25 protein-coding genes are annotated in these 25873 nt (G+C 48.3%); 7 read left to right on the forward strand and 18 right to left on the reverse strand.

The window, feature by feature from the left end:
• Nucleotides 1–6: 6 nt before the first annotated feature.
• From GQF01_RS17010 to GQF01_RS17020, 3 genes are read left to right on the forward strand one after another with little or no spacing between them, the layout of a single operon-like run.
• Nucleotides 7–1188 carry an MGDG synthase family glycosyltransferase gene (locus GQF01_RS17010; RefSeq protein WP_161407920.1) on the forward strand — a complete coding sequence of 394 codons (1182 nt, stop codon included), beginning with the start codon at nucleotides 7–9 and terminating at the stop codon, nucleotides 1186–1188.
• A 24-nt stretch (nucleotides 1189–1212) separates the two neighbouring features.
• Nucleotides 1213–1713, forward strand: a complete 501-nt coding sequence (locus tag GQF01_RS17015; RefSeq protein WP_161407921.1) for a hypothetical protein — start codon at nucleotides 1213–1215, stop codon at nucleotides 1711–1713.
• Between the two features lie 56 nt (nucleotides 1714–1769).
• Nucleotides 1770–2498, forward strand: a complete 729-nt coding sequence (locus GQF01_RS17020; RefSeq protein WP_202556418.1) for a polysaccharide deacetylase family protein — start codon at nucleotides 1770–1772, stop codon at nucleotides 2496–2498.
• On the opposite strand, the gene GQF01_RS17025 is transcribed toward GQF01_RS17020, so the two are convergent.
• Both GQF01_RS17025 and GQF01_RS17030 read right to left on the reverse strand, forming a co-directional pair.
• A complete protein-coding gene (locus GQF01_RS17025) occupies nucleotides 2495–3505 on the reverse strand; it encodes a C40 family peptidase (protein WP_161407922.1) in 1011 nt (336 codons plus the stop codon). The two genes, GQF01_RS17020 and GQF01_RS17025, sit on opposite strands and share 4 nt — an antisense overlap.
• Before the next feature lie 149 nt (nucleotides 3506–3654).
• Complete coding sequence (locus tag GQF01_RS17030) at nucleotides 3655–4866, reverse strand: WD40/YVTN/BNR-like repeat-containing protein (protein WP_235959840.1); 1212 nt, start codon at nucleotides 4864–4866, stop codon at nucleotides 3655–3657.
• Between the two features lie 243 nt (nucleotides 4867–5109).
• Between GQF01_RS17030 and GQF01_RS17035 the strand changes: the two genes are divergently transcribed.
• On the forward strand, nucleotides 5110–6111 hold the full coding sequence (locus tag GQF01_RS17035; RefSeq protein WP_235959842.1) for a M23 family metallopeptidase: 1002 nt from the start codon (nucleotides 5110–5112) through the stop codon (nucleotides 6109–6111).
• The gene (locus GQF01_RS17040; RefSeq protein ID WP_161407925.1) at nucleotides 6111–6554 is read left to right on the forward strand and encodes a bactofilin family protein; all 444 of its coding nucleotides are present in this window, start codon (nucleotides 6111–6113) and stop codon (nucleotides 6552–6554) included. The genes GQF01_RS17035 and GQF01_RS17040 overlap by 1 nt, the downstream gene beginning before the upstream one ends.
• A 305-nt stretch (nucleotides 6555–6859) precedes the next feature.
• Here GQF01_RS17040 and GQF01_RS17045 read toward each other — a convergent pair whose 3' ends face one another.
• From GQF01_RS17045 to GQF01_RS17095, 11 genes are all read right to left on the reverse strand, one after another.
• On the reverse strand, nucleotides 6860–7615 hold the full coding sequence (locus GQF01_RS17045; protein ID WP_202556420.1) for a sugar phosphate isomerase/epimerase family protein: 756 nt from the start codon (nucleotides 7613–7615) through the stop codon (nucleotides 6860–6862).
• Nucleotides 7612–8553, reverse strand: coding sequence for an aldo/keto reductase (locus GQF01_RS17050; RefSeq protein ID WP_161407926.1), 942 nt, complete (start codon nucleotides 8551–8553; stop codon nucleotides 7612–7614). The genes GQF01_RS17045 and GQF01_RS17050 overlap by 4 nt, the downstream gene beginning before the upstream one ends.
• 12 nt (nucleotides 8554–8565) lie before the next feature.
• Nucleotides 8566–9492 carry a carbohydrate kinase family protein gene (locus GQF01_RS17055; RefSeq protein ID WP_161407927.1) on the reverse strand — a complete coding sequence of 309 codons (927 nt, stop codon included), beginning with the start codon at nucleotides 9490–9492 and terminating at the stop codon, nucleotides 8566–8568.
• A 31-nt stretch (nucleotides 9493–9523) separates the two neighbouring features.
• On the reverse strand, nucleotides 9524–10543 hold the full coding sequence (locus GQF01_RS17060) for a LacI family DNA-binding transcriptional regulator (protein ID WP_161407928.1): 1020 nt from the start codon (nucleotides 10541–10543) through the stop codon (nucleotides 9524–9526).
• 124 nt (nucleotides 10544–10667) lie between these two features.
• Complete coding sequence (locus GQF01_RS17065; RefSeq protein ID WP_328803472.1) at nucleotides 10668–11579, reverse strand: carbohydrate ABC transporter permease; 912 nt, start codon at nucleotides 11577–11579, stop codon at nucleotides 10668–10670.
• Nucleotides 11580–11654: 75 nt separating this feature from the next.
• The gene (locus GQF01_RS17070; protein ID WP_161407929.1) at nucleotides 11655–13385 is read right to left on the reverse strand and encodes an extracellular solute-binding protein; all 1731 of its coding nucleotides are present in this window, start codon (nucleotides 13383–13385) and stop codon (nucleotides 11655–11657) included.
• Nucleotides 13386–13478: 93 nt separating this feature from the next.
• Nucleotides 13479–14438: an ABC transporter permease gene (locus GQF01_RS17075; RefSeq protein ID WP_161407930.1), complete on the reverse strand. Its 960-nt coding sequence runs from the start codon at nucleotides 14436–14438 to the stop codon at nucleotides 13479–13481.
• A gap of 478 nt (nucleotides 14439–14916) precedes the next feature.
• Nucleotides 14917–15945, reverse strand: a complete 1029-nt coding sequence (locus GQF01_RS17080) for an ABC transporter substrate-binding protein (RefSeq protein WP_161407931.1) — start codon at nucleotides 15943–15945, stop codon at nucleotides 14917–14919.
• 14 nt (nucleotides 15946–15959) lie between these two features.
• Nucleotides 15960–16724 carry an ABC transporter permease gene (locus tag GQF01_RS17085; RefSeq protein WP_161407932.1) on the reverse strand — a complete coding sequence of 255 codons (765 nt, stop codon included), beginning with the start codon at nucleotides 16722–16724 and terminating at the stop codon, nucleotides 15960–15962.
• Nucleotides 16657–17496, reverse strand: coding sequence for an ABC transporter ATP-binding protein (locus GQF01_RS17090; RefSeq protein WP_161407933.1), 840 nt, complete (start codon nucleotides 17494–17496; stop codon nucleotides 16657–16659). Before GQF01_RS17090 ends, GQF01_RS17085 begins: the two co-directional genes overlap by 68 nt.
• A 41-nt stretch (nucleotides 17497–17537) precedes the next feature.
• The gene (locus tag GQF01_RS17095) at nucleotides 17538–18785 is read right to left on the reverse strand and encodes a DUF445 domain-containing protein (protein WP_161407934.1); all 1248 of its coding nucleotides are present in this window, start codon (nucleotides 18783–18785) and stop codon (nucleotides 17538–17540) included.
• 166 nt (nucleotides 18786–18951) lie between these two features.
• Between GQF01_RS17095 and GQF01_RS17100 the strand changes: the two genes are divergently transcribed.
• Nucleotides 18952–19779, forward strand: coding sequence for a DUF2935 domain-containing protein (locus GQF01_RS17100; RefSeq protein WP_161407935.1), 828 nt, complete (start codon nucleotides 18952–18954; stop codon nucleotides 19777–19779).
• Between the two features lie 313 nt (nucleotides 19780–20092).
• Here the strand turns inward: GQF01_RS17100 and GQF01_RS17105 are convergent, their stop codons facing one another.
• Entirely contained in the window at nucleotides 20093–20773 is a 681-nt protein-coding gene (locus GQF01_RS17105; RefSeq protein WP_161407936.1) for an HD domain-containing protein, read from the reverse strand.
• Nucleotides 20770–21729 carry a TrmB family transcriptional regulator gene (locus tag GQF01_RS17110; RefSeq protein ID WP_161407937.1) on the reverse strand — a complete coding sequence of 320 codons (960 nt, stop codon included), beginning with the start codon at nucleotides 21727–21729 and terminating at the stop codon, nucleotides 20770–20772. Before GQF01_RS17110 ends, GQF01_RS17105 begins: the two co-directional genes overlap by 4 nt.
• Before the next feature lie 244 nt (nucleotides 21730–21973).
• Between GQF01_RS17110 and GQF01_RS17115 the strand changes: the two genes are divergently transcribed.
• A complete protein-coding gene (locus GQF01_RS17115) occupies nucleotides 21974–22426 on the forward strand; it encodes a flavodoxin (protein WP_161407938.1) in 453 nt (150 codons plus the stop codon).
• Between the two features lie 324 nt (nucleotides 22427–22750).
• Here the strand turns inward: GQF01_RS17115 and GQF01_RS17120 are convergent, their stop codons facing one another.
• The 3 genes from GQF01_RS17120 to GQF01_RS17130 form a co-directional block, all read right to left on the reverse strand.
• Nucleotides 22751–23434 carry an MgtC/SapB family protein gene (locus GQF01_RS17120; protein WP_407945413.1) on the reverse strand — a complete coding sequence of 228 codons (684 nt, stop codon included), beginning with the start codon at nucleotides 23432–23434 and terminating at the stop codon, nucleotides 22751–22753.
• A 277-nt stretch (nucleotides 23435–23711) separates the two neighbouring features.
• Nucleotides 23712–24401, reverse strand: coding sequence for a response regulator transcription factor (locus GQF01_RS17125; RefSeq protein WP_145658534.1), 690 nt, complete (start codon nucleotides 24399–24401; stop codon nucleotides 23712–23714).
• Nucleotides 24398–25873, reverse strand: coding sequence for a sensor histidine kinase (locus GQF01_RS17130; RefSeq protein WP_161407940.1), 1476 nt, complete (start codon nucleotides 25871–25873; stop codon nucleotides 24398–24400). The genes GQF01_RS17125 and GQF01_RS17130 overlap by 4 nt, the downstream gene beginning before the upstream one ends.

The raw sequence follows: 25873 nt of genomic DNA on the forward strand, positions 1-25873 counted from the left end.
AGTTCCTTGCGAAAAAAACGGATTTTGCTCTTATCTGAGGGCTTCGGGAAAGGTCATACACAAGCTGCGCACGCACTTTCCGTTGAGCTGAGACAGAACTCTTCGGAAATTATTACGCGTGTTATCGAGCTCGGCGCATTTTTGCACCCTACCCTTGCACCTTGGATCTTCTCGGCATACCGCCGCACGGTTACTTCACAACCCAAACTCTATGGTATGCTTTACCGCAATCAATATGAAAAGTCGCTGGGCCGTTTCGCTGGACTTTTCCTGCATCGGATGTTTTATTCCCAGACCAAAGCGATCATCCAGCAGCTCAAGCCGGATATTATCGTGTGCACACACCCTTTTCCGAGCATCATCGTTTCTCGCTTGAAACGTGCTGGGCTTACGGTCCCTCTGTTCACAGTCATCACGGATTACGATGTGCATGGCACTTGGATTGACCCTGCTGTAGACAAGTACCTTGTGTCAACGCCGAAGGTGCAGGATCGTCTTATTGCCCGCGGTGTACCAGAGACGAACATTGAAGTCACAGGGATTCCCGTGCACCCTGATTTCCATCTCGAGCATAGCAAAGTGCAGACCCGCAAGCAGTTCGGGCTTAACGCCATGCCTACGGTGATGGTGATGGGCGGCGGCTGGGGTGTTTTTAAAAAAGAGGAAAAAGAAGAGTTGCTAACGTATTTGGCAAGTTGGAGCAAGGATATACAGCTTCTCATCTGTTTAGGAACGAACGAGAAAGCGCGCCAGCAGCTTTTAGAGGAAGAGATTTTCCGCCAGCCGAATATCCACCTGATTGGATACACCAATGAGATTAATAAGCTGATGGACATTTCGGATTTATTGATCACCAAACCTGGTGGGATGACCTGCACAGAGGCCATGGCCAAAGGCATTCCAATGCTGTTCTACAGCGCCATTCCAGGGCAGGAAGAAACGAATTGCCAGTATTTCCAGGATCAAGGTTACGGTCAAATGATTACATCACTCGAAATGGTCGACCACTGGTTCAAGCTGTTGCTGGAACAGTATCCCGAGCTCTCGAAACGCCGCATCACGATTCGCAAGCATCAGAAATTCGGCGCCCAAGATTGCTCTAGAGCGATCATTCAGTACCTAAAGTTATCCGACCAACGCCCCTATCGGCAGGCATCAACAACAACACCGCTCATACAATGGTATTAACCATGTATAGGGCGGTGATTTTTTTTGGACCCCTTGAAACGTTTCGGCAAGCAGATCATCTTTGTTTATTTGCTCATCTGGTTCATCGGCAGTCTCTGGATGATGGCTGTGCTCGGCAGCGGATCCGTCCAGGGGAAGCTGTTAGGCGTTGACGTAAGTCTGTACCATGAGTATGCCTGCTTTGGCTTTGCAGGCGCTTTGGGTGGAGCGTTATACGGCCTTAGGATGTTCCACGAGCATTACCATGACCTGACTCCGCAGTGGATGTACTGGTATTTCATGCGGCCTATCCTCTGTTTCGGTTCCGCAATCATCACTATCGTCCTATTCGAGAGCGGCATTATGCTGCTGCAAGTCGACGATTCCATGTCAGCACGAATCTCTATCGCCTTTTTGACCGGATACGGGTATGGTAAATTTATGGAAAAAATCAAGGCGCTTACGACGACTTTTTTCAATGGAAATGGAAGTACGAACGGAAATGGGAATGGCACTGGAAACGGGAGCGAACCCCCAAAATCTTGAATTCCTTTGAGGATATTTGGAAACGCTACTTGTATCAAATAGGCGAAGGAGACATCATGAGAATCATTGCAGCTTTGTGTACTTGCTTGTTGTTGATGCAGCCCGTAGCAGCCAGTGCCGCTCCGAAAAAAGACCGCACCTACTATGAAACACGCGGAGAAATTGTCTGGGAAGTGAATACGGATGAGAAGGTGATCGCCCTTACCTTTGATGACGGCCCACATCCTAAGTATACGGCTCAAGTTCTAGAGCTGCTTAAACAGTACGATGCGAAGGCGACTTTCTTCGTTGTCGGCAACAAAATCCAGCTCTATCCTGATGTACTGGAACAAACCGCTCGAGAAGGTCATGAGATTGCTAATCATACATATAGCCATGCCTACATCGGACGGAATACCAACATCAAGAAAGAACTGAACACGACGGAAGATCTGATTGTTGCGAAAACAGGACAACGAGCACAATTGTTTCGACCACCTGGTGGCTTCTACAACGAGCATCTTGTGTCTGTCGTTAAAGATGAGGGATACAAAATGATTATGTGGAGCTGGCAGCTGGATACGAAGGATTGGAATACTCCAGGGGTCAATCGTATTGTGAATACGGTGCTTAAAAATGCAAAAAATGGGAACATCGTTCTGTTTCATGACTATATTGAAGGTCCAACGCAAACCATCGAAGCTTTGAAGATTATTTTGCCTGAATTAAAAAACAGAGGATACAAGTTAATCACCGTATCAGAGCTTCTGGGCTATAACAAGGCCATCCCCGCGAAAATTCATTAAGACAGCACACGCTTGGCCTTAACAAAACGATCTTTCCAAACGGCATCGAGTTCCGATACCGTTACGCCGATGCCTAGGCGGAAGGTATGCAGGATGAGTCCGTTACCCATATAGACCGCCACATGGCCAATCTGATCGGTACCTTCTTTATTTTTTCGCTTGGGTGTGGTGAAAAACACGAGATCACCCTCGCGCAGCTCATCGATCGACACCTCGGTCCCTCGCTCACTTTGCAGTCCTACATCACGCGGCAAATTTATCTCTTGGGTCGCAAACAGGTACTGGAGGAAGGAGGAACAGTCGAACGAGTTCGTTTGACCTTCCTTTGCTCCGAACACATAAGGGGTGCCAAGGAAGCTCATTCCTTTGACAATAATGGCGTCGGCTTTGCGTTGCCACGTTGCATCCTTGTTATCGGAAGCATCCGCAGTTTGTTCGTATTGTTCCTTGATTTTCACGATCTCGGCTGAAGCGAGATTCACCTTCTTCACACCTGGAATAGGGTCATCCCCTTCTCGTACTTGTTCAGGCTTATTTATGGGCGGGGTCGCAGTCGCAGCAATCACCACAGATGGGGTAGGACTTGCTTGTGGTGCTAAGTTCTCTTGCACGGCTGCCGTTGCTACTGGTGCCACAGTGGGACTACTCTCTACTTCACTAGGTAGAACCGCAGGTGGTGAGAGGCTTGGGGTTGCTGCTTTGGGCGTGGCTGCAGGCTTCGCAATTGGCTTTGCTGTTCGCGCCGGAGATGACGTGGAAGTTGCTGTCTCCACCATCATCCCCTTGGCTATTGGCGTGGCCGATGTCGTTAATTCGGGAGTCGCCGATTCAGCGGGTAGTGTCGGTTCCGTCGTTATGGTCTTTGGATCGTTCGCGTTCGCATTTGTATTCGTCGTATTCGTATATGCCGCGTTCAGCGCCATATTTTCTGGATTTTGCACAGTAAAACCAATTAGCACGGCAAGTGCGATGACTAGCGTGGAAATCGTATATTTAGGGGCTAGCATGTCTGACCTCCTGTGTATGTGCAAAGATAGCAAGTCTACACATACCATTCTCACCCCACCCCCGAGGTCAGGGGGTCGTAATCTCTGGAATTTCATGGATGTGAGAAAAAGCCTTACCGTTAGCAGTCCGCTTCCGGTAAGGCTTATTGTTATTTCGGTGCATCGAAGGTATGCACCTTCGTCCAGTTCACACCACCTGTACCGGTGGTGTACATCACGCTCGGCTGCTCATTATCATTCGTGATCAGCCAGCCTTGATTCGCATCTGCCATGCCCAGCAGAAGCTCGCCGTAGCCCGTGAACGTCTCTTTGCCGTTCACCCAGGTCTTGCCGCCGTCCTTCGTCCATCCGACGGAGTTCGGCTTGTCGCAGCTCGGGCACTGGCCGCCCATGAAAGCTACGTCGGGACTTACGACGTATAGCGGCCCTGGCTTCGAGCCCGTGTTCTTCGGCCCTGCCGTATCCCCTGCAGCGATACCGGGGGCTGGCCCGCCTCCAGCCGTGCTATTCGCGAGCACCGTCTGCCAGGTCTTCCCGCCATCCTTCGTGTGGAACAAGGAATACGACGTTTGGGTCATGCCTGACTCCCCGATTAGCTCAATCCATGCATCGTTCGCTCCGGCGGAACGAATCACGGCACCTGTGAGATTGGCGGCATTATTGCGGGACATCACGGTCTTCCAACTCTTGCCCCCATCCTGTGTTCTCACAACTTCCACGGTGCCTTTCCCTTGCTTGACAGCCCACCCGTTGCTGGCATCATGGAAATAGGGATCTCCCGTAATACCTTCGGGTATAGGCATATTCGTCCATTTTGCACCGCCATCAACGGTATGCGCATTCCCGCTGAAGGCTTCCCCCTTCGATACAAAATGAAAGAATGCGGTGTTCGGCATTTTACCAACAGATGCCCAATGTTGCCCTCCATCCTGGGTGCTCAGCAAGCTGCCTTCCGTTCCGACACTCGCCCAAGCTTCCTTACCATTTAGAGCAAACAATTGTTTGACATCGCCTTTGCCTTCATATTGAACCTGCCACTTCGCACCGCTATCATCTGTATGAGCTATCCAGCCATTGCCGCCAATCCATCCGGATTTGGCATCCGCTAAACGGACAGCCGTCACCCCAGTCATAGCTACTTTTGATGGTTTATCACTTGTTCCTGCTACAGGTGTCCCAGAGGGAGTTGTTGTTGTATCCGTTGGTTGTGCGGTTGGCTGCTCGGTTGGTTGTGATGTTGCAGCCGCAGTCGACTGCGGCGGGTCGGAAACATTCACAGCTCCATTCGTTGTTCCTGACGACTCACATCCGGTAAGCGTCATAACAGCTAAGGCCAATATAGGTACATATTTCTTCAACATCATCTTCACTCCTTCCAATTCTTGTCATGCGCCACTCTTCCCTATAGACGTAACTCTTCATTAAAAAGTTGAGTTCAGAGCAGGCTGCCTACACCCATATTTATACCCAAATTTAGTATGTCCTGCATCAAGTCATTCATTGGCAGATTCTCACAAAATAATAAATTAGGCATGACTCATCTTCTTTACGAATACAATCCAATCAAGGAGGGGGGACTTTATTACGGAAAGGAAGAGGATCGGTTGAGATTCATATGGGGTAAAAAAGAACTAACCTTAATGATCATTCCGGGCGCCAACCGCCGTACCGTAAGATTCAAGCTTCCGCACAGTAGCTTGTATATTGTGCCTAGCGTGATCCTGCTCGTGCTGATTGGTTTTTTTGTCACGATTTACTTTATGAATACCTACTCCCATCAAACAAAAGAAAACTTGCAGCGAACGTTCGATGGACAAGAGCGCCAACTAGTTGATCAAATTACACTTAAAGATAATGAACTTGAGCAGCTTCAAACTAATTTGATTGACTTATCCCAGCAAGCCGATGAGTTCAAGATTAAGCTCGAAGAAATTAAGAAACTAGATCATGTCATACAGTTAATGAGCCAATCAGAAGAGACAAACAGGACAAGCAAAAAGCTGCCCGCTTTAAGTAATTCCGCTTCTGACACCGATGTCGGAGGCAACGAGGTTCCGGTCAGTTCACAGGAAGTGACTCAGCTTGTTAGCAGCACGAAAGAAGGGCTTTCTAGCTTAGTCGGGGATATTAACGCACTGCTTATTAATCTCAGCGAGTCCGAAGCACGGTTGCAGCAAGCCGACTATTTGCGGAGCATCACGCCAACCCTCTGGCCCATCACAACGCATAGTCTTACCTCAGGCTTCGGCATCCGCAGAGATCCCTTCAACGGCAAGCCGTCCATGCATACGGGCCTTGACCTTGACGGCGAGTTAGGTGACCCCGTCTATGCAACGGCTTCAGGCAAAGTAATCGAAGCCAGCTTCGACAGTGAATACGGCAACCGTATCCTTGTCGATCATTCGCGCGGCATTCAAACCGGTTATATGCATCTGCATAAAATGCTCGTTAAACGCGGAGAATCAGTAACAAAAGGTCAGCTGATCGGCCTGCTTGGTTCCACAGGACGAAGCACCGGTTCCCATCTGCATTACGAGGTACAGAAAAACCGTGTCCCCATTGACCCAACCCCTTATCTAATAAGCAATAGAAAGGATGAACGCTAATGCTTGGAAGCTCAAAATCGAAGCGCATTGATACGAAAACAACGGACACGTTGATCGGGGGCAGCACCATTTGCGAAGGTAAAATCATGTCCGAAGCCAGCCTTCGTATTGAAGGCCAGCTGCATGGCGATATTGAATGCGCAGGTGATATCACGATTGGCGAGAATGCTGTCGTCCAATCCAACATCCTGGCGCGCGACGTCATCATTGCTGGCAAAGTGAAAGGCAACATCCAGACCAAAGGCAAGCTTATCGTCACTAGCTCCGGCGTGCTGGTGGGCAACATCGATGTCCGCTCCTTCATTATTCAGGAGGGCGGGATTTTCCAAGGCAGCAGCGCGATGCAGATCGCAGCGATAAGTGACAAAGGCGGCAAGGTCATCGACGCGCAGGCGCATAAGCAGCAGAAGAACGAGCAGCAAGCTGCTTCGGGCGGAAATTAATAAGGACTGTCCTCCAAAGAAAACAATCTTCTTTGGGGGACAGTCCTTATTTGTATGCGCCCGAGGGAACTACAGGGCGCTATTTCAGCTAAATCCGCGAAATGGCGATGCCAGGAGAACTACAGGGTCTTATTTCGCCTAAAAAACCTACATTTAAGCCGAAATTAGCGAAATAGAGGATCCTAGTTCCCTCTCATCGGCCATAGAGTCGATTTCCACTGAAATAGAAGACCACAGTTCCCAATATCTCAATTTCGTATTTCGTATTTCGTACCCTGTAGCCTGTAACTCGAAGCTCAATCAACCTAAACCAATTTTTTCTCCAGCTCCAACAAATGAGCTAAACTGATGGCCAAACTATCCATTGGGCTGCCTGGGCAGTAGTCCTGCTCAACAGCGAACCATTCAACCCCGCTTTGTAATCCCCATGCCAAAATAGGCGCAAAATCGATCAGTCCAGTACCAATCTCGGCAAAATATTGCCTTCCGTCTGCCGTCATATCCTTCAAATGAAGAATCGGCATACGATGTGCATACTGGCTGATGAAGGACAACGGATCTTGGCCCGCCTTTTGGACCCAATACGTATCGATTTCCGGATAAACAGCTGGGTCTTCAAGCAAATATTCGAGCGCAAACTTTCCTTCCATCGTTGTATGAAATTCGAAATCATGATTGTGGTAACCAACACGATAACCTGAGCTGCTGACCTTAGAGGCAACTTGATGCAAATCGCTGCGCACGCTGAGGTAGCCTTCCGGATTCTGCAGCCCATCCGGCAAGGAGTGACAGATCAAATCTTTGGTATCGAACAGCTTTGCTTCCTCCAATACAGCCTCAAGATCGTTTTTCATCCGATCTAAGCCAACATGCATGCCTGCGGTACGCAGTCCTGTTTCCTTCATAACAGCAGCAATGTCTGCAGCAGGATACCCATGCAATCCATCGATTTGGACGGCTGCCCATCCCATCTTCTTCAACTCTCTTAACACGTTCGGAAAATCCTGTTTAAGCTCATTTCTTAGTGTATACAACTGGGCTGCCAGCTTGTGTCTAATCATTTCGCAGCTCCCTCCCGTTCTAGATTTAACCACGCAAGCTCATCTAGCGTAAATTGAATATGCATAGCTTCAATAGATGATTGAAGCTCATCAGGATTTCTGGGGCCAATGATAGCACAAGTCGGAAACGACTGATTCAACACATAAGCTAACGCAATTTGAATCGGGCTGACATTCTTATCCGCGGCAAGCTTGGCCGCACGGCGATAACGCTCCCAATTGTCAGCACTATAGTAAACCCTAACCATTTCAAGATTTTCTTGATTGTCCGGCGTAAAATGACCCGAGAAAAAACCTCCTGCCTGCGAGGACCATGCAAGGAGTGGCAGTTGATTCCGCCCATGCCAAGCGCAGGTGTCTGAGTCTGCCGACACACAGCCCTCCCATCTGGGCTCATTTGGCTTAGCAAGACTTAGATTAGGGCTGCTGAATGTAAACCCGATCAACCCATGGGAAGCAGCATATTCATTCGCTTCTTGAATGCGCTGAAAAGACCAGTTTGAAGCTCCGATGGCCCGGATGCGCGATGCCTGAATATGTTCATTTAATTCTTCCATGATCGGACCTACCGCTGCATCAGGATCATCACGATGGAGAGCGTACAAGTCCACATAATCCGTACCTAATCTGTCCAAACTCTCCAACAGATCCTTTCGGATTGCCTGTGGATTTACCCGCGGACCAGGGCTGCCATCGTCATGATGAGCCCCCTTCGTAAGAATGACGACCTGCTCACGGAGCTTCTTTTCCGCAAGCCACTGGCCAAGAATAACCTCTTTATTCCGATATTGATGAGCGGTGTCGAAGGTGTTTCCACCTGCGCGAATATAAGCATCCAGCATCATCCGTTCCGGCTCCTCCAATTTCCTCAAATCCCCAGTACCCATGATCAAGCGCGAGATAGCTTTGTCCACACCCTGTATATGCATAGCCTTCATCCAGATTCCTCCTCACCGATTTTGCTTGATAAAAGTCTCTAACCCTACTCTGTCTGGTGTACCTGTGCTGCCACCGTAAGCTCCAACTGACAAAGCTCCGCATACATTGCCATACAGCAGGCATGTCTCCACATCAAGCCCCGTCAGAAAGCCATACATATAACCAGCGTTAAACGAATCCCCCGCTCCTGTCGTATCTATGACTGCCACCGAGAATCCGGGGCTGCTCGTCTGCAAGCCGTCTTTCATAGCTGCGGCTCCCTTAGGCCCAAGCTTAACGACGATGTGACGACAGAAGCGCGACATATAACTTAAGCTTTCATCAATCTGCTCCAAACCCGTATAATGCAGAGCCTCCGTTTCGTTCATCAGAAATACATCCACATATGGCATCAACTCAAAAATGCCCGAATACCATTCTCCGGTATCATCCCACCCTACATCGCAAGAAAGGGTAACTCCCGCTTCTTTCAATCTCTTGGCCATTTCCACGAATTCGATATGATTGCGCCGTCCCCTGTAGCCGGTGACATGGACATGTTTGCCTAACGCGATTTGAGCTAAATCCAACTCCTCAACATGCATCTCAGCATTGGAACCTACGTAGGTAATAAACGAACGATCCTGTTCAGGATTAATGGCAATTGTGATACCAGTACGACTTGTTTCACTTGTTCGAATCATTCTGGTATCGATACCATATCCAGCAAAACGATCCCGGATATAATGACCGTAGCCATCATCTCCAAGAACACCGTCGAATGCGACATCCAGACCTAGCTTGGCTAATGCAATCGTAAATAAAGCTGCGCCTCCACCAACATGCATCATCATATTATCTACGAAAATCTCTTGACCGGGTTGAGGGATTTGATTACAGCCCACGACCACGAGATCAACATTGGCATCGCCGATGACTACCGCATCAAACTTTTCCACTCCGCTCTCCCTCTTCCGCTCTGTTCTCTGCCTATCTCTCTTGCTGATATGCCTTACAGCTGTCGCGTACGACGAGCTTATGTCCCAATATCAAATCTTCACGCGGACTGGAAGCAGGATTCGTGATGCATTCAATCATCGTATTCACCGTAATTTTCCCCATATCTTGAATAGGCTGCTCCATCGAGGTCAACCTCGGGCGTACGAGTTCCGTCAATTGACTTCCGTCAAAGCCAATAATCGATATATCGTCAGGAACTTTAAGCTGATGGTCATGTATACAGTTCATAGCCCCTACTGCCATATCGTCACTCACGGCGAATAATGCAGTTGGACGAGGTTCACATGCCAGCAGTTCCTTCATCAAGTCATATCCACTTTGTGTTTTGTAGTCACCAAACCGGATATAATCGTTGATAATTCTCACTCGTTGATCTTTCAGAGCATTGCGATAACCTACATAGCGGTTCTGCCCTGAGGTAACATCTCTCATATCTCCGCCTAAAAAAGCAATTCGCTCATGACCGAGCTCCGTTAAATACTTGGTCGCATCATAAGCCGCCTCGTAATCATCGATAATGACAGATATGAACTTATGATCTACAGGTCTTACGCTTGAAAAAATGATTGGAATATCCAATTTATGAATGAAGCTGCGAATTTCATCACTTAACTTTTCATGCATAATAATGATGCCATCTACACGCATCTCATGAAAGACATTCAAATATTTCAGTTCTTTATCCGTATCCTCAATAATGTTGCAGACCAGCAGGTTGTAATCATTCAAGCTCGCCGTTTCCTCGATACTGCTCAAGATCGTCGAATAGAAGCTTGAGGTTAGATCGGGAACAATAACACCAATCAGGTTCGTTTTCTTCCGTACCAAGCTTCTCGCGATATGACTGGGTGCATAACCAAGTTCCTCAATCGCTTGTTTCACTTTGGCCTTCAGATCGTCCTTCACGTACTTCTCTCCGTTTAATACCCTGGAAACCGTCGTGACGGATACTCCCGCTTTTTGGGCTACATCTTTAATTTTTGGCGCCATGATTATCATCCTTCCTAACTCGCAACCTAGAACATTTTTCTCTGTTATTCGACAGAACCATATTTATACATATTATCACACATTGGGTATGACGAAGGTCATGAATTATCCAGTTTGCAGCTGTTTATTCTTTGACCGATCCAATCATAGCTCCCTTTGCAAAATATTTCTGTATAAATGGATAGGCCGCAATAATGGGCGCTACAACCACAATAATCGTCGCCATTTTCAAAGAATCGCCCGTTAGCTGCATCCTTTCAAGCATTTGAAATTGGTTCGAGCCTGCTGCCTGCATCAGGGATTCCCGAATGGCATCTTGCTTGGTCAACATCTCCTGCAGCAAGGTAGACAGAGGTCTCAATGATGCGGTTCTGACAAAAAAAGCACCCGTGAACCAATCATTCCAATGACTCACAGCCGTAAATAAGGAGATTGTTGCTAGCACAGGTTTACTTAACGGCATAATAATCCGCATGAAGATGCCAAAATCGCTGCAGCCATCCAGCTTCGCCGACTCTTCCAAGCTGATGCTGATTTGCTGGAAAAACGTGCGCATAATAATCAAATTCCATGCACTATACAGCCCTGGCAGGACATAAACCCAGATGGTATTCGTCAAATGCAAGCTTTTGAGCAGCATGTAATAAGGAATGATCCCGCCGGAGAACAACATGGTGAAGAAAACCATCAGCGTAAAAAATCGGACACCCGGCATCGTCTTGCTTTTTAGCGTATAAGCTGCCATAGCTGATAGAAAGACGCCTGCAATCGTACCCAAAGCTGTACGAAATATAGAGATGGCAAAGGCTCTGCCGATATTAGCCGACGTAAACACTTCATGGTAATTTTCTAACGTCCACACGCGGGGCCAGAAGTAGATGCCCCCTCTTTCTGCATCTTTACCTGCGTTAAAGGAAAGTGCCAATATATTCAGAAAAGGAAGCACGATGGACAAGCACAGGAGAATAATTAGGGCATAATTAACGAACTTAACTATTTTCTCACCTGTTGAGATCTTATAGAATTCATTTCCCACGTTAACCTCTCCTCTTAGTAAAAGTGCGCTCCCGTCATCCTTACGGGAGCGCCAGCCTCCCAATTCAACCTTGAACTATTTGAGAATCACTTTCGTTTTAGGGTCGCTATCTTTCTTCTGCAGCAACTCCTCGAATTTGTCCAAACCTGCTGCTTGCAGCTGCTTTTTCGCGGAATCAAGAATTTTCTGCGCTTCATCCATGCTTTTCGCATAAAATGCGCGAATGATGCTTTCATTATAGTTCGTTAAGGCTGTCTTTAACTCATTGCCAGTAGGAAGCTCATTAATGAATGAAAGCGGGCGATAACCATCGTTGATAAGCGCGTTTTTCTTTTTGTCATCGTAGCCCCAGTAATCGGCAATTTTCAGTGGTGTCGCATTAGCTTCCGGAGAGACGCTATCAGCATACTGCATCTCACCGAAATCGCCTAGTCTGTTAATGTCCGTACTGCCAAGGTAACCTCCCCAGCCATTCCCTACGCCGTCAAAACCCAGCTCTTTGGCCGCCTTTGGATCCTTGTTACGAAGCTCTAGCACTTCTTTTTTGACCAAAGGATTGCCTTTGGCATCCAGCGTATAGTCCCTTCCTTCCAGACCGTACTGCCAGATTAATTTCCCTTCACGACTAGCGAGAAAATCGGCGAATTTGACGATGTCCTGTGGATTTTTCGTTGTTTTCGGAATGGACCAGGCCATATACCCGCTTTTATAATCAACGTTCATCCGGTAGGTACCATCCACGGAATTAATAGGCCCAAGCGGGATATAACTCATGTCTTTATTAAAATCCAGATAGTTATGCATATCGCCGATGATCCCAAATGACCCGTTAATCGCGCCTTCCGTCGCTTTGTTTTCCTGCATGGCGTAGTAATCAGGCACCATCAATTTTTCTTTCAAAAGCTTTTGAACGAACTCAATTCGCTTCATCGGAAATTCCGTTTTACTTTCGTGAACGATTTTGCCTTCCTTATTCTTGTCAAAGCCTTGGTCAATCGCTCCCCACGTTAAATCGCTGAAGAGCGGTCCGTTCTCATGATTGCTGTTCCCCCAATAACGAGGTCCAAGCGGCAGAATATCTTTACCGTTTTTATCCTTGAAATTACCAGCTTTGATCTTTTGCGCCAGCTCATACACCTGATCCGTTGTTTTAATCGTTCGTGGATCAACGTTGAGCTTCTCGGCAATGTCTTTACGAATGTAGGGGCCAGAAACATACTTGCGCTCCTCGTAGCCGCCTTCTCTCTGGACATTCATGTGGACAAAATAACTGGAGCCGTTAAATTCCGGTCGGAACATCACGCCATTTTTCGTGTCCAGCGGTAAATATTTATCATCCAAGTACTTGCTGAACACCTTCGTTCCTTTGATAAGAGGTGTTAAATCTGTGAGCATATCCTCTTTGGCTGCCTTCAAAATGACGGGCATTTCCGGCCGGCCGCTGTTATTTAGATAATAGACGATGAAGTCCGGTAAATCATTGGAAGCCAGCCCTGCAATGAGTCCGTCAATGGCATGCTGGGAATTTACACCTTCCATTTGCAGCGTAATTCCCGTCAATTCCTTGACCTTCTTGGCAATCTCGGGGTTAATATCCTTCGTTATATCATCGCTGTCAATAAACAGTAGTCCCTTAATGGTGCGGTCTGCAATCCAAGTTGCGGGCTTGCCGCTGCTGGCTGCAGATGAAGGTGTTGTAGAAGCTGTGTCTCCTCCTGCCGCAGGTTGATCGGAGCTTTCACAGCCTGCTAGCAGCAAGCTTGCGGCTAACGGCATGGTCACCCATTTCATCCATCTTTTGCTCATCCCATACTCCCCTTTTCCATTAAATATTATGAATAACACCTGGCGGTGATCTTCAACACTCTAACTGTCGAAAAGTGAATGGTTCTGGTATCGCTACCATATTGACTCGTCAAAAAACTTTTTTGAAGCTCGGTTTGCAGCCACAACAAGAATTAATCCGATAATGCCTTGCATCAAGCCAACAGCCGTTGCATAGCCGTATTGCCCATTTTGAAGTCCTACCCGAATAATGTAGGTATCAAGGATGTCTGCCAATTCCATATTGCCGGGGGTTCGCATGAGATAGATTTGATCAAAGCCTGCCTGCAAAATATTACCCAGCGATAAAATAAACAAAATGGATATCGTTAAGCGAATACCCGGCAAGGTAACATGCCAGATTTCGTGCCATTTATTAGCGCCATCAATTTTGGCAGCTTCATGCAGTTCAGGATTAATGCCAGCAATAGCGGCCAAATAGATGATTGAATCCCAGCCAATACTTTGCCAGATATGACTTCCAAACATGAGAGGATAAAAGTACTTGCTTTCCATCATGAAAAACGTACTTCCATCTCCTCCGAAAAATCGAATCACCTCGTTGAGCAGCCCTGTATCCGGAGCAAGCACCCGCTGCATGAGGCCAATAACGATAACCCAAGAAAGAAAATGCGGCAGATACGAAATGCTCTGCGTGATTCCTCGAAATCTCCGATGTCTGATCTCATTAAACATCAATGCAAGCAGAATCGGAAAAGGCAGTCCTACGAAAACTTTAATGCTGCTAATTATCAATGTGTTTTTAATTAATTTCCCACTTTGGTAGTCGTTGAAAAATGCTTTGAAATATGTGAGTCCCACCCATGGACTGCCCAGGATCCCTTTGTTGAACTGATAATTCTTAAAGGCTAGCATCAATCCGCCCATGGGGATGTACGAGAAAATAACGAAAAACACCACACAGGGAAGGAGCATGAGATACAAATGCTTGTGCTGCCATATTCGTTTTCCCAGATCAGCATTTCTCTTCTTCACCGCAGTGCTGACACCCGCTTGCGGCAGATTCGTTTCCATGTCATGACCACCTTCCTATCGCGTTCTCATTCTTTCTGGAATCGATTCCAGATTACCCTCAAATAAAATCCTCATGCAGAGGATTGGCTTTAAGTAAGCGTTTTCTGGTATCGCTTCCATATGGGATTAAACCAAGTATAGTTGAGTTGGTTATTTTTGACAACATCTTTTTTGTGGGTTTTCGCTCGAGCGCCGCGAATGACTTTTTACTGTGAGATGGCCTTTTGGGATGTCTCACTTGGATCTCTGGGCCTTCTCGGCTTGCGAGACGGTCTTTTTCTACTGCTCGCGCGGCAAAATGCGCGGCGTGGGCAGGCTTTTACTGTGGAACAGTTCACCCTGAGGGTCCTTTTGGTGTTTCTCCCTAATAGCTTGCTTAACTATCCATATCAGCAGCAATTGTAACAAATAGGAACTTTTAACTGCATTAAAAAAGCCCGTACCCCATCCAGATTCGGATCGATACAGGCTTCTTTCCCTACTTCCCACTCTTCACTTCTTCGAGCATCGATAAATCAACGAACTTGCGTAGATCCAGTTCATTTTCCTTAATGCCCTTAATATATCGAGCCGCGATCGAGACCCTCGCCATCTCTTCCATCACTTTGACATCAACATCCGTGGTGAGCTTCAGACGGCTGAGGGAGGCTTTGATCAAGCCTTTGTCCATGCCTTTGCCGCTGTATTGCTTCAGCTGGTTGTTGATGAGCTCATAGGCTTGCTCCGGATTGTTCTGAATGAACGCGATGCCATCCATATTGGCTTTGATCGCGCCCTTAACAATATCCCGGTGACGCTGGATCAACGAATCGCTCGCCACCATAATCACCGTCGGATAATCGCCATGATTCGGCGGTACCCCCTGCCAATCGACGACGACCTTGCCGAGCCCGGCCTTCTCAATCTGCGTCCCCCATGGCTCGGGAACAAGCGTCGCATCAATTTCCTTCTGCCGGAAGGAAATGAGCGCATCCGATGGAGAACGCACGATAAGATGCGCGCTCCCCGTGTCTCGGCCTAAGGAAATGCCTTCTTGCTGCAGCAGCATCCGCAGTGAAATCTCATTCGTATTCCCTTTGGACGGGATTGCGATTGTTTTATCCACCAAATCCTTAACGCCATTAATTCCTGCGCCATTACGGGCGACAAGCACCGCACCGCCATTATTGGAGCCGGAAACGACCCGATAATTCCCGCTTTTCAGGAAAAATGTTGTCGCAGGTCCAGGACCTACGAAGCCCACATCGATATCTCCTGTCGCCATCGCAATAGATAAGTCTGAGCCGTTATCGAAGGCCGTGACCTCCACTTTCACCTCATCGCCCCACTCCCGGGCGAAATAGCCTTTCTCCAGTGCGATATAGGCTGCGGCATGTGTAACATTTTTAAATACACCGACCCTGACCACCTGTGGCTTCCCGGAAGCAGTGAGCTTCTCCTCACAGGCGCTCAGCATCGTAACAACGAACAACAACAACAGCAGCAGCATCCATGCTTTTTTTCTCATGCAACCGCTCCCTGCTAAGACTTCGAGCCGGCGAGGCCGTAGCGCTCCAGCACTTTGTCTTCTAGTTTCTTGAAGCAGAAATGATCAGAGACCGTACCAAGCACAGCGATAATGATGACAATGCACAGCATGAGCGAAGTATCACCCAAATTACGCCCGTCCTGCAGCAGCTGACCGAGCCCTGCCCCTTTGGCAATCAGCTCCCCGGCAACTAAGGCGCGCCAAGCAAAGGCCCAAGCTGTACGCACACCGTTGATTAAATGTGGGAAAGCCGCTGGAATCATGATCTGCACGAACATTTTATACCCATTGCCTGTTCCCATCGTCTGTGCGGCGCGCAGGTAAATCGGCGGAATGTTTTTGATGCCTGTGCGGCTGGCGAGAGCCATTGTCCATGTTGCACCAAGGGTCGTAATGAAAATAACCGAAGATTCGTTAAGACCGAACCATATAATGGCAAAAGGCAGCCAAGCAATACTTGGAATCGTCTGCAGCGAAACAACCAAAAAGCCCAGCGTATCATCCAGCAGACGGTAACGTGCGAATAGAAAACCTAACGTCGTCCCTATCGCTAGCGACAAGGCGAAGGAAACCAATAACCGGATCATGCTGGCCAAGGTCGCCGCCAGCAGCTCGCCATGCACCAATCCGTCATAGAAAGCTTGCAGCGTCTGGGTCGGAGAGGGAAATTTCCAGCCCCAATCAAACAACCTAAATCCCGCCTCCCAAGCTATCAGAAGCAGTACCAGAAAAATCGTTCTTCTTAATGCGGTACTCATCACCCGTCTCCTCCCTTACCACCTTCTCAAGCTCATCCGCCAGCGCGTCCATGGCCGCGTTCTCTACATGATGCAGCAGTGGATCTGCGGTATCGCGGGGTCTTGCCGCCTGCACGGCGAACTCCTTCTTAATCGTGCCAGGACGTGTGGACATGACGATAACTCGGTCTGATAGAATGACCGCTTCCCGGATGTTGTGGGTGATGAAGAGAATCGTTTTACGTGTACGCATCCAGATTTCTTCCAATTCCTTATGCAAAATAAGGCGAGTCTGCTCATCTAACGCCGCAAACGGCTCATCCATGAGCAGGATTTCAGGATCCATCGCCAGCGCTCTGGCAATCGCTGCCCGCTGCTTCATCCCTCCGGATAGCTCATGCGGGTATCGATCTGCAAAGCGGCTGAGATGCACCGATTTGATCTGCTCCATAGCGAGCTCATGGCGCTCCTTTTTGGGGATGCCCTTCTGCTTAAGGCCGAATGCGACATTGTCGAGTACAGTCAGCCACGGGAACAGGCCGTGCTCTTGGAACACGACCACCCGGTCTGCCCCAGCGCCGGTTACCTTTTTACCATTCACTTCAATCGTGCCTTCCGTTTGTGTATCGAAGCCTGCAACGAGGTTCAGCACCGTCGACTTCCCGCAGCCAGATGGTCCCAGAACGGAGACGAACTCCCCTTTTTTTATCGTTAATGTGATATTATCAAGCGCCTTGTAATTGCCGCCGATTCGCTGTACGAACGTCTTGCTGACACCTTTCATCTCGATCAAAATGCTTCCCCCCACTCGGGTATGTCCCGTAGTCGTTTATATTAAAACAGCATCTTTAATCCTGCGAGACCAAGCCCGATGATAAATCCGCAGATCGCACCGTTGACGCGAATCCATTGCAAATCCTTGCCGATCTTGTCTTCCATCAGCTCAGTCAGCTTCTCGTTATCGAATTTATCCAGGTTTTCTTTGACGAGTTGACCGATCTTGCTATGATTTTTCTCCAAATAGGAAGCAATCTGCTCCTGCACCCAGATCTCGCCGCGCTGCAGCAAAGCTTCGTTCTCCTTCACGGAGGCAAGCACATGCCGAATGATCGGAACGACATGTACAGGAACAAAATCAGGCTGATCCACGAACTCCTCAGCTCTAGCTTTCAGACGTGCAAGAAGTCCTGATAGCTTCGTATCCAATTCGAACATATCTGGCAGCTTCGTTTTGAGCGATTCCAGTTCGGCCAAAAGCTTCGGATTTCTCTCCAACTTATTCAGCTCACTTCGAATGAAGGAAAGCACAGCCTCTCTACGTGGATGCTGCTTCGTGCGCATTTGTTCAATGTAGGAAAGCAAGAAGTTCTGGATAATGCCCCCGATCTTCTCTTCATTGACCATCCCGATGAACGCGTTCACAGCAAATGCCATGAAGCCATTGGATTGCAGCCCCTCGAACGCCTTGAGCGCCATGGCTCCAAGCTGATCGCGTGTCTCTGCTTTGAATGCCCACGCTTCCACTTTATCGAGGACAAAATCAAACGTTTTGCCATCATAACCGCCGTCCTTGACCGTATCAACAAGCGCGCGAACGAGCCGGCTCGTATCTACCTCCTGAAGCGCTTTGCTAATCTCATCCGCCAGCAGCGGTGTTAACTTTTCCAAATCAATAGCATTTAACGCTTGTTTGGCAAGCATGCTTAGGCCTTTGTGTAGCGCTTCGCTGTCCAAATGACTCTCCGCCAGCTCAAGCCCTCTTTCAAGAAAACGAATTTGCTGCAAACGGGCACGGATGGTTTCTTTGGAGAGCAGCTCATTTTGAACTGTGGAGACTAGCGCGTTCGTAATTTTCTCACGATTCTTCGGCAGCAGCGCTGTATGCGGAATCGGAATGCCCATCGGGTGACGGAACAAAGCGCTAACCGCGAACCAGTCCGCCAAACCGCCTACAACCCCAGCTTCAAAGCCGCCTTGCAGGAAGCCTCCCCACACCGTGGAAGCTACAGGAATTGTAGCCAAAAAGCCTGCACCCATCACACCTAAAGAAACCGTTGCTATATACTTTGCTTCTTTTTTCATCGTCATAACATCTCTTTCTTTCTCGATTTTCAATCACTATTCGTTCTATTTTACCACAAATTCCGACGAAAGCTGTTCTCGAACCTGAAACTGTTGAATACACTTCGGTAAGTGTAGTATCGGCAAGGCTTTGCCCGAAGTTAAGAGACCTAGGAGGAACCTTTCCATGAGCCTAAATGAGACCATCACGCCCTGGCAGGAACAGTTGTTTTGGGTTGAAATCCTACAGGATCACGCCATTTTTGTGGACGAGGCGCTTGCTAATGAAGAGGTGCAGTGGATCGCCACTGCCAAACGGTACATAGCCGCTTTCACCGAACTGCGGAACCGCATTTTGCAAACAAATCCTTCCCTGCCGATCTCCTCGGAAACTATGATTCAGCTCTCTAAAGATATTTACCCCGTTGCGCACGGGTACTATCAGTTTGAGGGCTATATGCAACATTTGCGAATAGAAAATAAGGTCGTCATCTCGCTTACGCCTGTGTATTTTAACGGAACTTTGTTGGAAAACGGCGAGTATCTACGGATTTTGCATGCTTGGATGAATGGTGTGCCTTACGAGCCCCTGCCGCTTGTTGCACTCATGGAGATGTGGTTGGAGGATCAACTTGGACATACCGTGCTTCTGAGCAATCATTTGGACCCAACAGAAATTGAGCTGCTGAAAAGCACCCAAGAATACGCGCAGCAATTCAGCGCACATATCGTCAAAAACACGGCCATCCGAGGCTTCCTCCGCTTCACAGCACCGGGATTTCCGGTCCAGCAGAAGTTCGCCAGACAAGTAGCGGAGACGGTTATCGGCTTCTATCGGGTCGTCGAAGAGGTGGTCCGAGAGTATCAGGATACCGAGCTGCTTAGCCGATTAACCTTGCGTTTCCTTGAGCATCACCTGCCGGAAACGTGCTATTTCTTGCGGAAACTGGCTGCTTACAACGTGGAGATTCTTGCTTTGCCGAATTGTCCGTTGACGAAGCCATCCTTTGAGTGAAAACGCAAAAAACCGTTAGGCACTTTGCCTGACGGTTTTTCTTGGGTATCGATTAAGTAGGAAATTAACAGGAAAAAGTGGCGTTAATTTCCACTTAAGTCCATTATTCGTATGAGTTAACTGGAAAAAGTCCTGTTAATTCAGCCACGGATACCTGCTTTGGGGGTTTCTGGTGGCATTTAGATGGAGAAATTCCAGTTAATCTCCTCAAATGGCTCATTTGGGTGAAATTAACGGGAGAATTTCCTGTTCATTTCCATATCTGGTGCGAATGTCGCACGAGACAAGCTCTTGCGCTTATCCAGCCAAAAGATTAACGCTCGCCTTCCCACTCCGCATAAAACTGCTCGAGGTACTGCTCCATGAAGCGGTGCCGCTCCTCCGCAAGCTTGCGGGCGTAAGCCGTATTCATCAGCTCCTTCAGCTTAAGGAGCTTCTCGTAAAAGTGATTAATCGCGGTGTCATTCCCCGCGCGGTACTCCGCTTCCGTCAGGTGCTCACGCGCCGTGACGGAGGGATCATGAATCGGGCGGCCTTTCCAGCCCGAATAAGCAAATACGCGCGAGATGCCTACCGCGCCTATCGCATCCAGCCGGTCGGCATCCTGCACGACCTGGCCTTCCAGCGTGCGCATCGGAGGCCGCGCGCCGCCCTTGAACGACATCGTGCTGATGATCTCCAGCACGTGATCCACGGCGGCCGCCGGCGCACTACTGGCGGCCAGCCATGCTTCCAGCTCGCGCTGCGCAGCGGCTGGATCCGCATTCAGCTTCTCGTCGACGACGTCGTGAAGCAGCGCTGCAAGCTCGCAGACGAAAGCGTCGGCGCCCTCTTGGGCGGCGATGCGCTTCGTCGTCTGCACAACGCGATAGATGTGCCACCAATCGTGGCCACTGCTATCGCGCTCCAGCTTCTCCTTCACGAGCGCCTCCGCCGCGAGCAGAATGCTCTCTTGTTGCTCTCTCGCTAAATATTCCCCATCATGCTGCGTCATTTCTTCTTTTTCCTCTTTCCTTCACCGGATTTCGCTTCGCCTGACTTTCCTTCGCTAGACTTTCCTTCACTAGCTTTTCCATCTTTGAGCTTTTCTTCAACCGTTTCACTCTCAACAGTTACAGGTTCCCGTTCTGCCTCAACAGTGGGTGCATCCTTCTCTCTACCTTCAGCAGCCGTATACTTCTGTATGATTTTCTTAAAATTTTTCCCATATTTATCTTCGAGCTTCGCGCCCATGTCCTGCTGCAGCTCGTGAATCACCACATCGCGCATGAAACTATTCATCAGCAGCTCCACCATCGCTGGATGTTCGGTCAGCATCGCAAGTGTCGGCTCATCGCCGCCTCTTGTGCCGACAATGGCCAGCTTGCGATCGATCAGCAGCGTAAATTTCCGCCCATTGCGCTCGTTCCACAGGGCATCACGTTTATGCGAGAATTGCTGCACGCCACTCGGCAGAGACGCATCGCCGATCGTCGAAACAAGCAGACGCACACCTTGCGCCGGAACCTTCCGCAGGTCTTCCTTCAGCAGCTGCGCTTCCTGCGCCCACAGGTCGCAAAGCACCTCTTCCTTCGCCTTCTTCAGCTCCGTACGGATGCGATCAAGCACCTTGGCATCGCCTTCCAAGCTGAAATACTCCGAACGATGCGCACCTTGCTTCGGCATATGCTCTTTCACATAGCGGATCGACGCTTGCAGCTCCGCCTCAACACGCTCGCCGATCTCCTCGATCGGCACGCTTTGGTAGTGCGTCGGCTCACCGTGACTGGTGAGCACTGCGCCCTTCTCCGCCAGCTTCTGGAGCGCGGAGTAAACATTCGAACGCGATACGCCAAGCTGCTTGGCGATTTCATAACCCGTTTGTGTGCCACTTTCAGCAAGCACATGCAGGCACTTGGCTTCCAAGTCTGTGAAGCCGAGATTTTTCAAATGCAGGTGGATATCCTCCATGCCAGTTCCCCTTTTCATAAGCTGCGATAAGTACATGTTTTCGATATTGTAACATGATTTCTGCCTCTAAGTCGTATAGTCCTTCCTAACCGGCCACCTCAGCCAAAAATGTTTATTCTCAATTAATTCTCAATTAAATGTTGACAATGATAATCATTATCAAATAATATGAAGGTGGTTGGTAACAACAAGACATTTACAAGATGACTACATACCTATACAAACAATTCGTGGAGGGATTCCCATGCCAAAAATCATTATCGTTTACGCCAGCATGTCAGGAAATACGGAGGAAATTGCGGAAGAAATCGCAGAAGGTATTCGTGAGGCAGGCATTGAGCCTGTTGTGAAGTCCGTCATGGATGTGAGTGGTGTAGATCTCGTGAACTACGATGGTATTCTGCTTGGCGCTTATACATGGGGCGACGGCGATCTGCCAGACGAATTCGAAGACTTCTACGATGAATTAGAAGATCTGGATCTAAGTGGCCGCAAATCCGGTGCATTCGGTTCCGCTGATTCCTCCTACACACATTTCGGTGCAGCGGTAGACACAATCGAAGAGAGACTTGCCGAGATCGGTACTGAGAAAGTGTTTGACGGTTTGAAAATCGAATTTAATCCGACTAGCGAGCAAAAGAAATTATGTCGCGAGCTAGGTGCGAAATTCGCTGCTGCAGTCGCTGTTTCGGCCTAATACATGTTGGCGGGCTTTGGCACCTTGCTAGGCTCGCTTCTTATTGAGATCGTCCCAACCTATATTGCACATATTACAATACTATGGATTAAAAGAAGTATCGTCTCCGTTCCTCGTTGTATATTGTGCAACCATTTTAGCTGGAATCGCCCGATTCTCTGCCATTTGTCTGATGACGTTGTATTTTGTACAACGAACTACCCCTCAGGTAGCGAAAATCTCCTCTTTTGCTGCACATCATGCAACAAAGCACCCGCCACAACCTTTTAAACCACGCAAAAAAGGATCGGAACGCAGCTCTAATCCGCTGCTCCAATCCTATCTCTACAGAGTCTCTACTTCAGCCATTTCAATATACGGCATGCTCTTTAACTCTTCATATACTTCTGAAGCGTACTTACGGTCAATAAAAACAATGAAATTGAGTTCCTGCAGCTCCTGGCTCAACTCTTTGATGTGTACACTTTTCATTCTATATCCTCTAGCAATAATGTCCTTAATGATATTCGTTAAACTACCCTCATGCGACACGATAAGCTTGACACGCAAATCTTTCATTAGCAGCGGCCTTGGCCCTATCTTTTTAATATAGTACGGCAATACCACGACACTCACCATAATTAGCAGCAGTCCCACAAACGCTTCAACAAAGAAGCCTGCGCCAATGGCAATTCCTAACCCAGCCGCTCCCCAGATCATCGCCGCCGTCGTTAATCCAATAATCACATCATTGTTCTTCCTAAGAATAACCCCTGCGCCAAGAAACCCGATCCCGCTAACGACCTGCGCCGCAAGCCGCATAGGATCCATAACATGAAGCCCGGGAACTGCATATTTATTCGCAGATTCAATAGATACAATTGTCAGCAAGCAACTGCTTAGACAAATGACTAGAGAGGTTTTGAGCCCCAGCGGTTTATTTCTGATTTCTCGTTCTAGACCAATAATTAACCCAAAAATAGCTGCGATTCCTAGCTTTATTAAATCGTGTATGTCCACAGTCACCATCATCGTTGTAGTCTCCCCTATGTTTGATAACCTTTACAATATATTAACATTAATAGAGTGTATATAAACAGGGATGAATGAATTGCTTTTTTAGGAAATAAATACAAAAAAAACCTGCTAGAGTTGCTCACTCTGGCGGGCTTCTTTTTGATAACTGAAACTATCGTGAAAAATACTACACATCATCCCCCATTAAAATGAAAAATTATTACAATTTGTATATTTTAAGTAAACAAAAAAAGCCCATCCAGAGTTAACACTCTTTCCAGGCCTCACTTTAAATACGGAACCGATATCCCGCGCCCCAAATCGTCTCAATATATTGCGGGTTCGAAGGATCCTGCTCAATTTTTTCCCGCAGCTTGCGGATGTGCACCGTGACTGTCGCGATTTCTCCCATAGCATCCATCCCCCAGAGGAGATCGAATAGCTGCTCTTTGCTGTACACCCGATTAGGGTTCATCGCCAAATGCGTCAGAAGGTCGAATTCCTTCGTCGTAAAGACAACCTCCCGCTCATTCACAAAAACGCGCCGCGCTGTTTTATCAATCATCAAACCGCGAATACGAACTTCGTCGTTCTTCGCTTCACGACGGCCCATCAGCCTTTCATACCGGGCGAGATGCGCTTTGACCCGCGCCACCAGCTCGCTGGGGCTGAAGGGCTTGATCATGTAATCGTCGGCGCCGAGGCCTAAACCGCGAATTTTATCGATGTCTTCCTTTTTAGCGGAAACCATGAGAATCGGAATGTCCTTCTCGCTGCGAACGCGCCGGCAAATCTCGAAACCGTCCATCTTCGGCAGCATCAAATCGAGAATGATGAGGTCATACTCCGTGGAGAGCGCAAGCTGCAGCCCTTTGTCTCCGCTATTTTCGATGTCGACTTCGTAGCCGCTGATCTCTAGATAGTCCCGCTCCAGCTCGGCGATGCTTTGTTCATCCTCAATGATTAAAATCCGGCTCATCCTTGACTCTCCTCCTGCTTGTTAAGCGGTAATGCCATATAGACGGTCGTTCCCTGCCCGATCATGCTCGTTGCACCAATGCGTCCGCCGTGCTCTTCCATGATTTGTTTGGCTATCGCAAGGCCGAGCCCGCTTCCTCCGGTCGCCGTATTGCGCGATGGGTCTGCCCGATAAAATCGGTCAAATATATGAGGCAGCGCCTCCTCCGAGATGCCTTGACCGGAATCTTTTATTTGTATGACGGCATTGCCGTCGATTTCTCTGAGTGTTAAGGTGATGCGGCAATTGCCTTCATCACTGTATTTGACTGCATTTTCGATGATGTTCAGCAATACGCGCCGCAGCTTATCTCGGTCTGCCGTTACAAGCAGAGGCTCTTTGGGCAGCTCGGTAAGCGCGAAATGAACGCCTTTTTTCTCCATATCGAACTGTAATTCTTGCGCGCAATCCAGCACATACTGTCCCAGATCCACGGTTTCGAACTGAAACGGCACTTTGCCCAGATCCAGCTTCGAAAATAAAAACAGCTCATCAATCAGCCGATCCATATCTGCCGCTTTCGTATAAATGGTTCGAATATACTTCTCCAGCTTATCCGGAGAGTTCGTGACACCGTCCATAATGCCGTGGGCGTATCCTTTAATCGCTGTAACCGGCGTCTTCAAATCATGCGAAATGTTAGAGATGAGCTCCTTGCGGTTCTCTTCATATTGAAGCTGAAGTTCAACGGATTTCTTGAGCTTGCGCCTCATTTCTTCAAAGGCTCTGCTGAGCTCCCCGATTTCATCATCGGACTGCTGTACCACTTCAAAATCCAGATTGCCGTCTTTAATTTCCTCTGCCGCCCGCTTGAGAGCCCTGAGAGGTTTAATGATACTGCGAGAAACGAAGTAAGTCAGCACACCATTCGTACCAACAAGAATAAGGATAAACGTCAAAATCACTGATTTTGAAAACTGATGCAAATATTTCTGAAAAGGACCTCCATCCAAAAATACGAAGACGGACCCTTTACTATTGTCTGAAAACAGGAAATCCTGCTGCCGAGTTATCCACAGGGAACCTTGATTGCGCTGGAATTGGCCTGATGAGGTGCCGTAAGCGGGAAGTTTGGCGTTGTTCTGCGCTTCGCCCTCTTTCAGATAAGGAGAACTGTACGTGATTTCTTTATCCTTGCGAATGATAATGCCCATATTGATTTTATGAAAACGGTCTTCCAAATCCTGAATAAACACGGGATCGAGAAATGCATCCGGTTCGGTTTCCGTTTTTGCTTTCATGTAGGCGACATTCTCGAGTTCTTGATCGACGACGCGTTTGATCGGGTTGCCTTGCGAGAAATCGACCTGAAAACCGGACTTCAGCGTACCGAATGTTGCGATGGAGATTAGAATTACGGCTAGCACCGAGAGTACGAGAGGTACAAGCAGCATAGCAATGTATGAGAGTACCAGCCGTAAGCGAATCGACAT

Origin of the sequence: Paenibacillus silvestris, assembly GCF_009882985.1 — a bacterium.
In the GTDB taxonomy this organism is placed as follows: domain Bacteria; phylum Bacillota; class Bacilli; order Paenibacillales; family NBRC-103111; genus Paenibacillus_E; species Paenibacillus_E silvestris.

What these genes read in the sequence shown, in the direction of transcription:
- GQF01_RS17130 (WP_161407940.1), bottom strand. Translation starts at nt 25,873, where the DNA reads ATGTCGATTCGCTTACGGCTGGTACTCTCATACATTGCTATGCTGCTT.
- GQF01_RS17125 (WP_145658534.1), bottom strand. Translation starts at nt 24,401, where the DNA reads ATGAGCCGGATTTTAATCATTGAGGATGAACAAAGCATCGCCGAGCTG.
- GQF01_RS17020 (WP_202556418.1), top strand. Translation starts at nt 1,770, where the DNA reads ATGAGAATCATTGCAGCTTTGTGTACTTGCTTGTTGTTGATGCAGCCC.
- GQF01_RS17085 (WP_161407932.1), bottom strand. Translation starts at nt 16,724, where the DNA reads ATGAGTACCGCATTAAGAAGAACGATTTTTCTGGTACTGCTTCTGATA.
- GQF01_RS17060 (WP_161407928.1), bottom strand. Translation starts at nt 10,543, where the DNA reads ATGGCGCCAAAAATTAAAGATGTAGCCCAAAAAGCGGGAGTATCCGTC.
- GQF01_RS17100 (WP_161407935.1), top strand. Translation starts at nt 18,952, where the DNA reads ATGAGCCTAAATGAGACCATCACGCCCTGGCAGGAACAGTTGTTTTGG.
- GQF01_RS17120 (WP_407945413.1), bottom strand. Translation starts at nt 23,434, where the DNA reads ATGGTGACTGTGGACATACACGATTTAATAAAGCTAGGAATCGCAGCT.
- GQF01_RS17095 (WP_161407934.1), bottom strand. Translation starts at nt 18,785, where the DNA reads ATGAAAAAAGAAGCAAAGTATATAGCAACGGTTTCTTTAGGTGTGATG.
- GQF01_RS17075 (WP_161407930.1), bottom strand. Translation starts at nt 14,438, where the DNA reads ATGGAAACGAATCTGCCGCAAGCGGGTGTCAGCACTGCGGTGAAGAAG.
- GQF01_RS17030 (WP_235959840.1), bottom strand. Translation starts at nt 4,866, where the DNA reads ATGTTGAAGAAATATGTACCTATATTGGCCTTAGCTGTTATGACGCTT.
- GQF01_RS17115 (WP_161407938.1), top strand. Translation starts at nt 21,974, where the DNA reads ATGCCAAAAATCATTATCGTTTACGCCAGCATGTCAGGAAATACGGAG.
- GQF01_RS17050 (WP_161407926.1), bottom strand. Translation starts at nt 8,553, where the DNA reads ATGAAGGCTATGCATATACAGGGTGTGGACAAAGCTATCTCGCGCTTG.
- GQF01_RS17045 (WP_202556420.1), bottom strand. Translation starts at nt 7,615, where the DNA reads ATGATTAGACACAAGCTGGCAGCCCAGTTGTATACACTAAGAAATGAG.
- GQF01_RS17080 (WP_161407931.1), bottom strand. Translation starts at nt 15,945, where the DNA reads ATGAGAAAAAAAGCATGGATGCTGCTGCTGTTGTTGTTGTTCGTTGTT.
- GQF01_RS17070 (WP_161407929.1), bottom strand. Translation starts at nt 13,385, where the DNA reads ATGAGCAAAAGATGGATGAAATGGGTGACCATGCCGTTAGCCGCAAGC.
- GQF01_RS17105 (WP_161407936.1), bottom strand. Translation starts at nt 20,773, where the DNA reads ATGACGCAGCATGATGGGGAATATTTAGCGAGAGAGCAACAAGAGAGC.
- GQF01_RS17025 (WP_161407922.1), bottom strand. Translation starts at nt 3,505, where the DNA reads ATGCTAGCCCCTAAATATACGATTTCCACGCTAGTCATCGCACTTGCC.
- GQF01_RS17040 (WP_161407925.1), top strand. Translation starts at nt 6,111, where the DNA reads ATGCTTGGAAGCTCAAAATCGAAGCGCATTGATACGAAAACAACGGAC.
- GQF01_RS17110 (WP_161407937.1), bottom strand. Translation starts at nt 21,729, where the DNA reads ATGGAGGATATCCACCTGCATTTGAAAAATCTCGGCTTCACAGACTTG.